Here is a 13,707-nt window from a genome sequence, read left to right on the forward strand (position 1 = left end):
AGCAATTGGCTCATATGAACCAATTGCTTCTTATTATTTATTGCTTTTCGCAACGTATTGCTTATATTCAGATTCAGAGCAATACACAAAATGTCCAGGAGTGATTTCACGCATTGTTGGCTCTTCATCTTCATAATTGTGGATATCAGGATTGTACATAATACGTTTTCTCGTTTTTTCTGTGTCTGGATCCGGAAGTGGAATCGCAGATAGTAAAGAACGAGTGTATGGATGAATTGGATTTGCATATAGTTCATCACTAGTAGCAAGCTCCACAATTTTCCCTCTGTACATAACTCCGATACGGTCACTGATATACTTAACCATAGATAGGTCATGGGCGATGAAAAGGTATGTTAATCCTTTCTCTTTTTGAAGTTTCTTCAGTAGGTTAACAACCTGTGCCTGAATCGAAACATCAAGTGCAGAAATAGGCTCATCGGCAATGATAAAGTCAGGGTCTACCGCTAACGCACGTGCTATACCGATACGTTGACGTTGTCCACCTGAGAATTCATGCGGATAGCGGTTAGCATGTTCTTTGTTAAGACCTACAGTCTCTAAAAGTTCATAAACCTTTTCCATACGTTCTTTACTGTTTTTCGCAAGACCGTGGATATCAATACCTTCAGCAATAATATCTGCAACAGTCATACGTGGGTTTAAGGATGCATATGGATCTTGGAAAATCATTTGCATTTTGCGATTGAATTTCTTCAACTCTGCCTTTGACTTCTTACCGTGAACATTTTCACCTTCGTAAAGAACTTCTCCACCTGAAGCATCATATAGACGGATGATGGTTCTACCAGTCGTTGATTTACCACAACCAGACTCACCTACTAGTCCAAATGTTTCTCCTTTAAAGATGTCAAAAGAGATTCCATCAACTGCTCTTAGAATATTGTTCTTCCCTAATTTAAAGTGCTGTTCAAGGTTGTTAATCTCTAGTAATTTTTCATTACTCATTTTTTGCACCTTCTTTCACACCAACAGAAGATTTCCCTGCACCAATACTACGGCTTTCTTTCATACGTTGTACAGTTGCTGGTGGTTCTACCTTTGGTGCATCTGGATGTAATAGCCACGTAGCTGCATAATGAGTATCAGATACTTTAAACATTGGTGGCTCTTGCTCTAAGTCAATTTGCATAGCAAACTCATTACGAGCAGCGAATGCGTCCCCTTTTGGTGGGTTTAGTAGATCTGGTGGAGAACCTGGAATTGCATATAAGTCACTATCACCAGATTCTAAGCTAGGCATTGAGCTTAATAATCCCCACGTATAAGGATGTTGTGGATTATAGAAAATTTCCTCAGCCTTACCAATTTCAACAATTTTCCCTCCATACATTACAGCAACACGGTCAGCCATGTTTGCTACAACTCCAAGGTCATGTGTAATGAAAATGATAGACGTATCTGTTTTCTTTTGTAAGTCTTTCATAAGCTCTAAAATTTGTGCTTGAATCGTTACGTCAAGTGCAGTTGTTGGTTCATCAGCAATAAGAATTTTAGGATTACATGCTAACGCAATTGCAATAACAACACGTTGACGCATACCACCCGAAAATTGGTGTGGATATTGCTCCAAACGAACTTCTGGTTGAGGGATACCAACTAGGCGTAATAGTTCCAATGCACGCTCTTTCGCAGCCGCACGGCTAACCTTTTGGTGCTTGATAATCCCCTCCATAATTTGATTACCAACCTTCATAGTAGGGTTAAGTGAAGTCATTGGATCTTGGAAAATCATTGAGATATCAGATCCCCTGATTCCTTGCATTTGTTTTTCTGATAATTTAGCGATATCTTTACCATCAAATAAAATCTCACCATTTTTGTATTTCCCTGGCGGAGTTGGAATTAATTTCATGATAGATTTCGATGTTACTGATTTACCAGATCCAGATTCACCAACGATTGCAAGTGTTTCTCCTTTGTATAAGTCAAAGTTTACACCACGAACTGCCTTAACTTCTCCAGCATACGTCTCAAAAGAAATGTGTAAATCTTTCACTTCCAAAATTTTCTCTGTCATCTCTGTCACCTACCCTTTTTAATCGCGCATCTTCGGATCAAGTGCATCACGTAATCCATCTGCTAATAAGTTAAAGCCGATCATTAAGATACTCATAACTACTGCTGGGAAGATCATCATGTGTGGGAAAATTTGTAATGATCTATACCCATCCTCAATCATAACCCCTAATGAAGCATTTGGTGCTTGAAGTCCTAATCCGATAAAGCTTAGGAAAGCTTCAAAGAATATTGCACTTGGAATAGAGAACATCGCATTGATGATAACAATTCCTAAAACGTTAGGAATTAGATGCTTCATGATAATTTTACTATCAGGTGCACCTAACGTTCTCGAAGCAAGTACGAATTCTTGGTTTTTCAACTTCAATACTTGACCACGAACAATACGGGCCATTCCCGTCCAACCTGTAATGGTTAAAGCGATAATAATCGATGTTAAACCAGCTTCTAATACTAGAATCATAAGGATTACAACAACTAAGTTTGGAATCCCAATTAAAATCTCGATAAAACGCATCATATAGTTATCGACGCGACCACCGTAGTAGGCTGAAATTCCGCCGTATGCAACACCAATAACCATATCAATAATTGCAGCAGCAAATGCGATGAAAAGGGAGATTTGAGTACCTTCCCATGTACGAGTCCAGATATCACGGCCTAGTCCATCAGTCCCAAAATAATAATATTCTCCTTCTTTGCCTTTAGCAGCATACACGTCATTGCCATTTGAATCCTTACCGTCAAGACTTAGCCAACCGATATTTTCCAATACAGGAACTTTTGGAGGCATTTTGGCTCTTGACAAATCTTGATCATCAATACCGTACCCAGTCATTAATGGTCCAATAAAAGCCATTGCTATAACAATGATGACCATTACTAAACCAAACAAAGCAGCTTTATTTTTACGAAGTCTAAGCCAAGCATCTTGCCAATAAGTTAAACTCGGCTTTTCGATTCTTTCACTTTTATTTAAATCAATTTGGGCTGGTTGAAAAAGTTCTTTTGATATGTTTTGTTCTGTGTTCATTACCCTTTACCTCCAGCTAAGCGAATACGTGGATCAACAATTCCATATAACACGTCTACAACAAAAATGATAAAGATAAATAATGCAGCGAAGAATATAGTAGTACCCATAATCATTGGATAATCGTTTGTTGTAATAGAACGAACAAATTGTTCACCAAGACCTGGAATAGAGAAGATTTTCTCAATTACTAGCGTCCCAGTCATTAAGCCAACTGCCATCGGACCAATAACTGTAATTAATGGAATTAATGAGTTACGTAATGCATGTTTGAATACGATTGTTGATTTTCTCATCCCTTTTGCTCTTGCCATTAAGATGTAATCTGAATGTAATACTTCAATCATTTCTGTTCTAATAAAACGAGCGGCAGTTGCCATTGGGAAAATCAATAATGCAATAGTTGGAAGAACAGTATACTTTGGACCCTCCCAGAAAGCAACTGGGAACCATCTAAGTTCTACACCAAGTACATATTGCAATAATCCAGCAAAAATAAACGACGGAATCGCAATACCAAATATAGCTACTAAAGTTGATATATAATCAGCCCAAGTGTTTTGATATAATGCTGAAACGATTCCTAATAAAATCCCTAAAATTGTACCGATTACCATCGCTTGGAAACCTAAATAAGCAGAAGGACCGATACGATCTAGAATTAAATCTGTTACACCACGATTATCAAATTGGAATGATACCCCTAGATCTCCCTTTAGAAGGTTACCTACGTATTTTACGTATTGGACAGGCACTGGATCATCTAGTCCATACTTCTCTAAAATAACTGCTCTTTGTTCAGCAGTAAGCTTAGCTTCGTTGGAAAAAGGTGTACCCGGCATGAGCTTCATTAAGAAGAATGTTGCAGAGGCAATAATAAATAAAGTGATAAGCATGTAGACAATACGTTGAAGTAAGTATTTTGTCATGTTGCGCACCTCCTAAAAAAATAAATGACTAATAAAACAAATTAACAATTATAAATATTCACCAATATTCGACAATTCTCATACAAGGGAAAAGAGAGTATGTCTTTTTATAACATACTCTCTTATATCCTTTTAGTTAGTTAAAGCTTATTATTTCGCTTTACCTTCGATATAAGCCCACTTGTAGCTGTAGTCAGGTCCAAATGAGTTTACATATACGTTCTTAACGTATGGTTGCCATAATTGTGCACTACCACGTTGGTAAAGTGGAACTAGTGCAGCATCTTCTTCAAGAAGGATGCGCTCTGCTTCTTGTAGAGCTTCGAAACGTTTAACTGGCTCACCAGCTAAAGTAGTCTTAGCATCGTTTACAAGCTTATCATACTCAGGGTTTGAGTAAGCCATCTTGTTGTGACCACCGTCAGTTAACCATAAATCAGAGAATGTCATAGCATCTTGATAGTCAGGACCCCAACCAGCATTTTGAATGTCATAGTCCATTGCATCATCAAGCTCTAAACGTTGCTTGAATGGTACTTGTTGTAGTTCAACAGTTAAACCAGGTAGAGTAGTTTCTAATTGGTTTTTGATGTACTCGTCAATCTTTTTAGCTGTTTCAGTATCACCAGTTAAGTAACCGATTGATAACGCATCTTTCCCAAGAGTCTCTAGACCCTTCTTCCAGTGTTCAGCAGCTTTTTCTTTGTCAGTCTTGTTGAAGTCACCGTACTTAGCACGGAAGTCTTCACCAGTTTCTGGGTGTGTAACGAATTCAGCTGGTACTGCATAGTAAGCAGCCTTAGAACCGTTGTTTAGGATTACATCAGCTAATCCTTCTTTATCAATCGCAAGGTTTAATGCCTTACGGATATCTAGGTTAGCAAGAGCTTCGTTCTTTTGGTTAAGCTTTAGGTAGAACAGTGTTGGTTCACCATATGTTCTGTAGTTTGGATCAGCAGAATACTTATCAACGTATTCAGCAGATAATCCTACGCGGTCGATTTGACCAGTTTCATATAAGCTTACAGCAGTTGCAGGGTCTTTAACAACTTTAACATTGATTGTATCAAGTTTTACAGTATCTTTATCCCAATACTTTTCATTCTTAGTGTAAACCCAACCTTCTTCATGCTTCCACTCAGTTAATGTGAATGGTCCGTTGTAGATTAAGTTTTCAACTTCAAGTCCGTAGTTTTCACCTTGAGCAGTACGGAACTCTTCGTTTTGTGGTAAGAATGTAGCAAATGTTGTTAATGATAAGAAGTAAGGTGTTGGTCTTTCAAGAGTTACTACTAAAGTCTTATCGTCTTCAGCAACTACACCTAATTGATTTAAGTCAGTGATTTCACCAGCGTTGATTTTGTTAGCGTTCTTAATGTCACCCATAATGAATGCATATTGTGAAGCACTAGCAGGATCAACAGCTTTTTGCCAAGCGTATACGAAATCCTTAGCAGTTACAGGAGTGTCGTTTGACCATACTGCATCACGAAGTTTGAACGTGTAAACTAATCCATCTTCACTTACAGTGTGGCTTTCAGCGATACCTTCAACTGGTTGGCCGTTTTCACCAAGTCTGTAAAGTCCTTCGAATACTTCAGACATTACTTGGAAAGCAACAGCATCCGTACCTTGGATTGAATCCATAGTTGGAATTTCAGCTGAATCAATAATGTTTAAAACTTGCTCTTCTTGTGTAACTTCAGGATCTTTCTTTGTGTCATCTCCTGCACCTTGATCAGCAGGTTTCTTATCTCCGCCACCACATGCAGCTAAGAATAAGCTTAGTACCATTGATAGTACTAGTAGCATCATCCATTTTGACTTTCTCATGGATAGGTAACCTCCCCTAAATTTAAATTTCTTTTGAAGATTTTCATCTACAATTCGTATTATACAAGTTTTCTAACTATTTTGTATATATGTTTTTTTACACTTTTAACAAAAAACCCTATTTAATTACGTTTGTGTTACAGAAAATAGTGCAAAAGTCCTAGTTTAAAAATTAAGAAACACACCGACTTTATATCCAAATATTGCTTATTTATGTTTAATTTTGTATATTTATATCTATTTCTTTTCATAGTTGCTTGATTTCCACAGTTTCTATATCATTAATTATGGATGGTTTATGCAACTATTATTCTTTTCTTATATAAATAGGAGGATTTTATGCGAGATTTCTCGATTACAAAACAAATAGCTATAATTTCTTTACTACTATTAATAATATCTTTCATCATCCCTTTTTTTACAGATGCTGGTTTCACACTTGTTTCTATAATTAATAGTATGTTTATTGTAGGGATGATTGCTTTTCTTATCAGCTCCTTTCTTCTTATTTTAAAGGTCGGCTTTTTCGATGCAATCACACATAGCTTCCGTACATTCTTTAAAACCTTTTCTAAGCAAGGGCAATTACTCGGTGATGATCTAGATCAGATGGCAATGCCTTCAGAGTATGAATACTCATTTGCCAAACCTTTAATCATAGCAAGCTTAATTATCATTGTTATTATGATAATATTTTTAGTTATTTATTACCTTTAGTATTGAAAATGATATTTTCATCCTTTATAATAAGTAAAAATTTACTAAACACATGCGATGATAAAGATAGTATATAGTAGTAAGTCTTCTCAGAGAGCCTGGATTAGCTGTGAACAGGTAAGGCGCTATTATAGAATGGGCTTTTGAGCATTTAAACCGAAATGTAATTACAGAGTAGGCTTTAACGCAGTCCTAGCGTTACTAAGGACTCCATATGTAGTATGGAAGTAAAGTGATTTTGCAAATTTGCGCAAAATAATTAGGGTGGCACCACGGTCATTCGTCCCTATCCATAGGGATCGAATGGCCTTTTTTATTTGTAGAAATATTGGAGGGATTATTAATGAAGACAATTTTTTCTGGTTTACAACCGACAGGAACGATTACTTTAGGAAATTATCTTGGAGCGTTACGTCACTTCCCGCCTCTTCAAGATGAGTTTAATTGTTTCTATTGTATAGTCGATCAGCATGCAATCACCGTTCCACAAGATCGACTACAACTTCGTAAAAATATTAAGAGTTTAGCGGCGCTTTATATTGCAGCTGGTATTAATCCTGAAAAATCAACAATCTTTATTCAATCAGAAGTTCCGGCACACGCACAAGCAGGTTGGATTATGCAATGTATTTCTTATATCGGTGAACTTGAGCGAATGACACAATTCAAAGATAAATCTCAAGGAAAAGAAGGAGTCTCCTCTGCTTTATTAACATATCCACCGTTAATGGCTGCCGACATTCTTCTATATAATACAGATGTAGTTCCTGTTGGTGATGACCAAAAACAACATTTAGAGTTAACACGAGATTTAGCTGAACGATTCAATAAAAAGTATAATGACATATTCACAATTCCTGAACCTCGAATTTCTGAGGTTGGTGCAAGAATTATGTCTTTACAAGAACCAACGAAGAAAATGAGTAAATCTGACCAAAACATAAAATCAACAATCTTCTTATTAGATGATGAAAAGCAAATTGAAAAGAAAATCAAGAGTGCGGTTACGGACTCAGAAGGAATTGTAAAATATGATAAGGAAAACAAACATGGTGTTTCTAACTTGTTAACTATATACTCTATCCTTTCTAATAAAACAATTCCTCAACTAGAGTCAGAGTATGAAGGCAAAGGATATGGAGACTTTAAAGCTGATGTTGCAAAAGTAGTAATCGATAGCCTAAAACCGATTCAAGAAAAATATTACGAGTTACTTGACTCTGCTTTATTAGATCAGATCTTAGATGAAGGTGCTGAAAAGGCGAATAAGGTTGCTTCTAAAATGCTTAAGAAAATGGAAAACGCCATGGGGTTAGGAAGGAAAAGATAGTACCTTTCGATACTCAACTCTAATTGTCAAACTCAAAACCCATTCTGGTTAAATTTCGAAGAAGATATAATTACAATAAATAGACTGTAGACACTCAAAATTTTATGAGTGTCTTTTTTGTTTAAGTAATGATTAATAATGGATAAATAATCCATATATAAATTTTTTAAACATTAAGACATATAGGTCTTTTTTCATGCTATAATGATTTTAATATTTTCAGAAATTTGTCGAAATTTAGGAGGCCTTTTCATGAAAAAAGTGAAAATCAAACTATTTCCGCAGAAGAAAAAATTAAAGTTACCTTCTCGTGGAAGAAGAGCATTCAACATCAAGAATATTAAGGGTTTAAAAAATTTGCGTTTTAAGCCACAATTTCATGGAATAAGTTTTAAGATGAATGCTGCATTTATCATTTCATTAGCAGCGTTTGGAATCATTCTTAGCGCAATCATCATTCCATTTATCATTTCAAACCTAAAGGACTCCATCCAATCTCAATCTTTGTCTGTTGCAAATACACAAATGAAGACTTTAGAAAACTATATGGATACAACAGTCGAACAATTGCATTTAATGAGTGATAATCTAGTAAATTTAGATGATAAGTCAATAAGTGATGGATATTCGAAGATGAGAGGATCTAACCCTCGTTTTCTAGATATTTATCATATCGGAGCTGACGGTAAAGAAGTTATGAGAAAAGGTTTAACTACTGTTCTCTCAAATCGCTCAGATGATCCAGTTGTAAAGGCTCTGAAAGAAGAAGACTTCTATATTAGTCCCCTTCAAGTAAGACAAGAAAGTATGGGAAACAATTTTACGTTTGAAGTAGCAACCCCGGTTACCGATTTACTTAATCGACCGATCGGATACATTGGAACATATTTAGATACTTTTGCTATTTGGAAGCATGTAAGAGGAGAAAGTGATAATTCTTCTAACCAAAAAATGTATCTCGTTTCTAAAGATGGATTTGTAGTTGCTGCAGATGACCAAAAATGGCTAAAAAGTTTTGTGTCTCAAGGTAAAGTACAACCACTATCTAATCATGAAGGTGTTCAAGATTTAACTACTCGTTTATCTAATGCTAATAAGAGTAAAGGATTAATCAATGGAGTTGGAACATTTAAAAACGAATTAGGGGAAGATCAAGTCACAGCATATTCTTATAATAAAGAATTAGGAGTAGCCATTTTCGTTGAAACTCCAGCTTCTGTTGCCTTTAGTTCTGTTTCATCACTTCAAACAATAATTTATGCACTTATTTTGGTTTCGATAATTGGTATTGCGATTTTCGGTTATCTTTTCTCAAGACGTATTGTTACACCGCTACAACAACTTATTGATGTTACTCAAGATGTGGCAAATGGTGATTTAACAAAGAGAATTACAATTAAGCGTAAAGATGAAATTGGTACACTTGCAACTTCTTTCGATCATATGATTGAAAATTTACAATCAATTGTTAAACGTACACAACAGGCTTCTCAACTCACTTTTACTACTTCAAATGATTTAAGAGAAGCAGCAAAAGAAGCAGCGGCATCTTCAGAGCAAATCACTGCAGCAATTGATGAAGTGGCAAAGGGTGCTGAACAACAAACGTCAATAAGCCAAGAGACTGATGAAAAGGTAACTGAGTTCTTAAAAGTAGCCATTCAACTTGAAGATCAAAGTGAAACTGTAATTGATACAGCAAAGGATACACAACATAATATCTTCTCTAATCAAGAAATATTAGAAAAGTTAATAAGTGGAGTTCAAAGCTTAGCTGAAGCGACATCTGATTCTTCAAAAGAAGTAATTCGACTAGAGGAGCGTACGAAACAAATACGTAAAATAACAGTCCGATCTAATGAAATTGCTAGCCAAACAAATCTACTCGCTCTTAACGCAAGTATTGAAGCAGCTCGTGCAGGAGAACATGGAAGAGGATTCTCAGTTGTTGCAGATGAAGTACGTAAATTAGCTGTTGAAAGTAATAGTGCAACAGTTGAAATTGAGACAATCATCAAACAAATTTTAGAATCTATTGAAATTGTTAGTACAAAAATGACTGACAGTATTGAAAAAGCGAAAGATGAAAGTAAATCAGCTGAGCTTGCTAAAAATGCATTATCAGAGATTGTACATTCAATGGACAAAGTGCTAGTATCTGTTAACTTTATGGCAGATTTACTTAGTCAGCAAAAAACATATATTCAAACGATCCAAGATCATTCACGAGAGGGCTTATCGTACGCATTACAAGCAAGTTCTTCTACACAAGAAGTAGCAGCTTCTTCGATTCAAGCTACTGGTAGTATGAATGGAGTTATTGAAAACATTGATTTATTACTTAATATGGCAAAAGATTTAAACGAATCTGTAAGTCAATTTAAAGTAATAACAGAAGAATAATGGAAATGAGGGATGCAACATTTGCATCCCTCTTCCTTATTATATGTATTTAATTTTAGTTCACTCTTGTTTCTTGTTCTAGTTCCCAAAGCTTCTCGAAAAAGGGTTGTCCTTTTATTAGATTCTCGCACAATTGTAGATGGCGTTCGCTCCAGCCATATTGCACTTCTTCTAACAAACTTCTCCACGCTACTTCGAATTCCATTTCTTGAATTTCTTTATATTTCGTAGGATCCCAATCTGTGAACCAATACCTGATTTCTGCTACATTTTTAGACATATACAATTGGTCCAATACCATAAACAAAAGCTGTTTAAGTTGTCGTTCTTTTCTTGTTAATCCGCTCATTAAATGAGGAGACGGGGATAATATATGATACTCTTTCGCGTTCGTATCTTTAACCTTATTAAAATTGTATTGTGTTTCCTCTTGATCGGAGACCATATCATAGACTAATTGCTCTTGCCTTGGAATGAGTCTACTTTTTCGAATTGGTATATTATATCCAATCGTATCAACGGCTAGTATACCTACACCGTCTGTGATAACAAAACAATAATCTAGCTGAATACGTTCATGATTTTTACGTAAATATGCTTTTTGATATACATCATTCATTAATTGACCGGGCAAATCCATCAAATCATTCTCAATATAATGGAACAACGTTGTCTCAACTTTAATTAGTGGGACTTGGTCTAAAAGTTCAACCCGATCGTCTTTACGCCATTCGTGAAAGTGACAGACATTATATCCGTTTTCCTCACCTTCAAACCAGTTAACCCATACGTCATGCAGATACAACATGTAGTACCCCTCACTTTATATCTGTTTATTATCAAACAGTATGAGCAAATTCCCGTAAATTTATTCCAATCTCGGTAACTTCTTGCACATCTTTTTAAGAGAGAGGTGTTTTCGAATAGATTGTTATATTTTGAACAAGTCTAAAAAGACGTAATTATAAGGGTTTCGGCAATATTTTCGTCAAATCAAAAAAATAATGAAAATCAACAACGTTTTAGTAAATTGCTTAAGAGAAAGGTAAAATCATGATTATCTTCCTGATGACGGGATATAAATACTAAGCCCGATAATTGAGACTCCTAGTGGAAATAGATAACACTCAACTCTCCTCGAAATGAAGTAAAGATAATCAATGAATCCATGACCTGTTGTAAGCAAATTTAAGTAAGCAATTGTAGAAATCCCACCAATTACAGCTACACCGAACCCTAATAAAAATAAAAATAAACGAAAGACCATCAAACACTCGCCTCCTAAACTAACAACCTTGTCCACTCCTTCTTTATATGTATGACAATAAGGAATAGTTATATGTACAAACCTGATAAAAGTTGAAAAAACTTGAAACTAAAAAGTAGCTCCATCTTAATTTCTTATTTATATAAATGGCCACTACAATCAACTCTTATTTCAAAATCAACATTTAACACTGTTATATAAATAAAAAAATCTATCACATGTATGTGACAGATTTTTTTAGTCATCATTATCGACTTGATTTCGGGTTAAAGGCATCTTTTAATCCCTCACCAACGAAGTTAATCGAAAGGATTGTTAATGTAATAGCTGTTGCAGGTGGTAGCCAAATCCAAACCTTCTTACTTAATACGTCTGGACTCCGTGCCTCTTGTAGCATATTCCCCCACGTAGGTGTACTTGATGCAACGCCAAATCCTAAGAAACTTAAGCCTGTTTCAACTACAATCATAACAGCTAATGTAAGTGTAGCTTGAACGATAATTGTAGACATGACGTTAGGTAATAAATGTTTCGAAATAACTTTAAATGGTGAACAACCAATCGAAATGGCACTAAGTGTATATTCATTTTCTTTTTCAGCTAAAATTTTACTTCTAACTAGACGAGCTAAGCCTCCCCACGATAGGAGACTAATAACAACGATTAACGTTACTAATCCTGATCCTTTAAAGATCGAGCTTAGCACGATAACAAAGATTAGGAATGGAAAAGTTAAAATGAAATCTGTAAATCTCATTAAAATATTATCCACCACTCCACCAAAGAATCCTGCTGTTGCTCCGATAACTGTTCCGATAACTGTAATACAAACTGTAATCGTAAACGCTAGCATTAAAGAAACTTGCCCTCCATATAAAAGGCGTGCAAATATGTCTCTTCCTGCTTTATCTGTCCCGAAGATAAAATCAGAACTTGGTTCCTTTGCCATCTGTGACAGATTCACCTTAATCGTTTCTTCATATGGAATTGTAATAAATGAGGCAAAGGTTGTAATGAGTGTTATAAAGATAAGGAATATTAACCCTAGCATTGCGGGTATATTTCTCACAAACTTCTTCCTAGCTATTCTCCATGGAGACTGTCCGCGTGTTACAGTCTTCTTATTGCCGAGCACAACAGTCGTTTCATTTTGAGTAACTGGTTCCATGGTTTCACCTCTATTCTAATCTAATACGTGGATCAACTATACCTAATAGAATATCCGCAAGTAAATTTCCAATCAAAGTGAATACTGTGAGCATTAAGGTAATAGCCAGAACGACTGAATAATCACGAGCACTGATGGATTCTACGAATAGATATCCAATTCCAGGGTATGTGAAAATCGTCTCTGTAATAACAGCTCCACCTACTAAACTAGCGAAGTCAAACCCAATAAGTGTAACAATTGGGATTAATGAATTGCGTAAAATATGTCTGTTGTAAATGGTTGATTCCTTAGTACCTTTGGCTCTTGCTGTTCGCACATAATCTTTTCTTGCACTTTCAATCATATCGTTTCGCAAAAATTGTGTGTAACTAGCAGTGGCAAAAGCACCTAGGACGGCAGCTGGTAAGATCGAATGCTTTAGCTTACTTAAATAATATTCAAGCGTACCTGGTTCAACTCCAATACCAATACTTCCTGTAGCTGGAACCCAGTTAAGTTGAAATGAAAATAAATAGATTGCTACTAACGCAGCCACAAAGCTTGGAATTGCTAATCCTAAATAGTTATAAAAAGAAATTGCATAATCACCTAAGCTATATGGACGTCGCCCTGCATAACGCCCCATGAAAAAGGCTAATACGTACGTTATTAATAAGGCAAATATAGCTAAGAATATTGTGTTCGGAAGTCTCGAGCCAATTAGCTCCATTACAGGTAACTTGTGATTAAATGAATCTCCAAAATCTCCTTGTAGAACCCCTCCAATCCACCTTATATACTGCTCATGAATTGGATCATTCCATCCCATCTTTTCACGCATCTCATTGATATACTCAGGGCTTGAATTTAAAGGATCTACTTTACCAGTAAGTGCATCCCCTGGCATTAGCTTTGCCAGGGTAAAGCACACTACTGAGATAAGGAAAAGTAATGGAATCATTCCTAGTAATCTACGAAGAGTGTAAACTAGCATTATGATTT

12 protein-coding genes, 1 pseudogene and 1 other annotated feature are annotated in these 13,707 nt (G+C 35.8%); of the genes and pseudogenes, 4 read left to right on the forward strand and 9 right to left on the reverse strand.

Going from position 1 to position 13,707, the window contains the following annotated elements; translation table 11 throughout:
• Window positions 1-33 precede the first annotated feature (33 nt).
• The 5 genes from JR050_RS11465 to JR050_RS11485 form a co-directional block, all read right to left on the reverse strand.
• Window positions 34-969, reverse strand: coding sequence for an ABC transporter ATP-binding protein (locus JR050_RS11465; RefSeq protein ID WP_204203631.1), 936 nt, complete (start codon window positions 967-969; stop codon window positions 34-36).
• The gene (locus JR050_RS11470; RefSeq protein ID WP_239454293.1) at window positions 962-2,041 is read right to left on the reverse strand and encodes an ABC transporter ATP-binding protein; all 1,080 of its coding nucleotides are present in this window, start codon (window positions 2,039-2,041) and stop codon (window positions 962-964) included. Before JR050_RS11470 ends, JR050_RS11465 begins: the two co-directional genes overlap by 8 nt.
• Window positions 2,042-2,059: 18 nt before the next feature.
• Window positions 2,060-3,076 (reverse strand): oligopeptide ABC transporter permease, encoded by a 1,017-nt coding sequence (gene opp3C, locus JR050_RS11475; RefSeq protein ID WP_204203633.1) that lies wholly within the window; start codon window positions 3,074-3,076, stop codon window positions 2,060-2,062.
• Window positions 3,076-4,005 carry an oligopeptide ABC transporter permease gene (gene opp3b, locus JR050_RS11480; protein ID WP_204203634.1) on the reverse strand — a complete coding sequence of 310 codons (930 nt, stop codon included), beginning with the start codon at window positions 4,003-4,005 and terminating at the stop codon, window positions 3,076-3,078. Before opp3b ends, opp3C begins: the two co-directional genes overlap by 1 nt.
• A 150-nt stretch (window positions 4,006-4,155) precedes the next feature.
• Window positions 4,156-5,838 carry a peptide ABC transporter substrate-binding protein gene (locus JR050_RS11485; RefSeq protein ID WP_204203635.1) on the reverse strand — a complete coding sequence of 561 codons (1,683 nt, stop codon included), beginning with the start codon at window positions 5,836-5,838 and terminating at the stop codon, window positions 4,156-4,158.
• 339 nt (window positions 5,839-6,177) lie between these two features.
• Here JR050_RS11485 and JR050_RS11490 point away from each other — a divergent pair, with 339 nt between their 5' ends.
• From JR050_RS11490 to JR050_RS20840, 4 genes and pseudogenes are all read left to right on the forward strand, one after another.
• A complete protein-coding gene (locus JR050_RS11490) occupies window positions 6,178-6,555 on the forward strand; it encodes a DUF3899 domain-containing protein (protein ID WP_204203636.1) in 378 nt (125 codons plus the stop codon).
• A 48-nt stretch (window positions 6,556-6,603) separates the two neighbouring features.
• Window positions 6,604-6,846: a binding site (T-box leader), on the forward strand.
• A gap of 52 nt (window positions 6,847-6,898) precedes the next feature.
• Window positions 6,899-7,885 carry a tryptophan--tRNA ligase gene (gene trpS / locus JR050_RS11495; RefSeq protein ID WP_204203637.1) on the forward strand — a complete coding sequence of 329 codons (987 nt, stop codon included), beginning with the start codon at window positions 6,899-6,901 and terminating at the stop codon, window positions 7,883-7,885.
• 951 nt (window positions 7,886-8,836) lie between these two features.
• Window positions 8,837-9,334 (forward strand): annotated as a pseudogene (locus tag JR050_RS20835) (HAMP domain-containing protein); the annotation flags it as partial.
• On the forward strand, window positions 9,329-10,288 hold the full coding sequence (locus JR050_RS20840) for a methyl-accepting chemotaxis protein (protein ID WP_430392879.1): 960 nt from the start codon (window positions 9,329-9,331) through the stop codon (window positions 10,286-10,288). The pseudogene JR050_RS20835 and the gene JR050_RS20840, both read left to right, overlap by 6 nt.
• Window positions 10,289-10,343: 55 nt before the next feature.
• On the opposite strand, the gene JR050_RS11505 is transcribed toward JR050_RS20840, so the two are convergent.
• The 4 genes from JR050_RS11505 to opp4B all read right to left on the reverse strand — a co-directional run bounded on the left by JR050_RS11505 (window position 10,344) and on the right by opp4B (window position 13,699).
• Entirely contained in the window at window positions 10,344-11,096 is a 753-nt protein-coding gene (locus JR050_RS11505; RefSeq protein ID WP_204203639.1) for a YjbA family protein, read from the reverse strand.
• A gap of 249 nt (window positions 11,097-11,345) precedes the next feature.
• The gene (locus tag JR050_RS11510) at window positions 11,346-11,555 is read right to left on the reverse strand and encodes a YuzI family membrane protein (protein ID WP_204203675.1); all 210 of its coding nucleotides are present in this window, start codon (window positions 11,553-11,555) and stop codon (window positions 11,346-11,348) included.
• Between the two features lie 247 nt (window positions 11,556-11,802).
• Complete coding sequence (gene opp4C / locus JR050_RS11515; RefSeq protein WP_204203640.1) at window positions 11,803-12,723, reverse strand: oligopeptide ABC transporter permease; 921 nt, start codon at window positions 12,721-12,723, stop codon at window positions 11,803-11,805.
• Between the two features lie 10 nt (window positions 12,724-12,733).
• Window positions 12,734-13,699, reverse strand: a complete 966-nt coding sequence (gene opp4B / locus JR050_RS11520; protein ID WP_204203641.1) for an oligopeptide ABC transporter permease — start codon at window positions 13,697-13,699, stop codon at window positions 12,734-12,736.
• Window positions 13,700-13,707 lie beyond the last annotated feature (8 nt).

It is taken from the genome of Bacillus suaedaesalsae (assembly GCF_016890225.1).
In the GTDB taxonomy this organism is placed as follows: domain Bacteria; phylum Bacillota; class Bacilli; order Bacillales; family SA4; genus Bacillus_BS; species Bacillus_BS suaedaesalsae.

Coding starts and splice junctions, on each gene's coding strand:
- JR050_RS11465 (WP_204203631.1), bottom strand. CDS start 969: ATGAGTAATGAAAAATTACTAGAGATTAACAACCTTGAACAGCACTTT.
- JR050_RS11470 (WP_239454293.1), bottom strand. CDS start 2,041: ATGACAGAGAAAATTTTGGAAGTGAAAGATTTACACATTTCTTTTGAG.
- opp3C (WP_204203633.1), bottom strand. CDS start 3,076: ATGAACACAGAACAAAACATATCAAAAGAACTTTTTCAACCAGCCCAA.
- opp3b (WP_204203634.1), bottom strand. CDS start 4,005: ATGACAAAATACTTACTTCAACGTATTGTCTACATGCTTATCACTTTA.
- JR050_RS11485 (WP_204203635.1), bottom strand. CDS start 5,838: ATGAGAAAGTCAAAATGGATGATGCTACTAGTACTATCAATGGTACTA.
- JR050_RS11490 (WP_204203636.1), top strand. CDS start 6,178: ATGCGAGATTTCTCGATTACAAAACAAATAGCTATAATTTCTTTACTA.
- trpS (WP_204203637.1), top strand. CDS start 6,899: ATGAAGACAATTTTTTCTGGTTTACAACCGACAGGAACGATTACTTTA.
- JR050_RS20840 (WP_430392879.1), top strand. CDS start 9,329: ATGATTGAAAATTTACAATCAATTGTTAAACGTACACAACAGGCTTCT.
- JR050_RS11505 (WP_204203639.1), bottom strand. CDS start 11,096: ATGTTGTATCTGCATGACGTATGGGTTAACTGGTTTGAAGGTGAGGAA.
- JR050_RS11510 (WP_204203675.1), bottom strand. CDS start 11,555: ATGGTCTTTCGTTTATTTTTATTTTTATTAGGGTTCGGTGTAGCTGTA.
- opp4C (WP_204203640.1), bottom strand. CDS start 12,723: ATGGAACCAGTTACTCAAAATGAAACGACTGTTGTGCTCGGCAATAAG.
- opp4B (WP_204203641.1), bottom strand. CDS start 13,699: ATGCTAGTTTACACTCTTCGTAGATTACTAGGAATGATTCCATTACTT.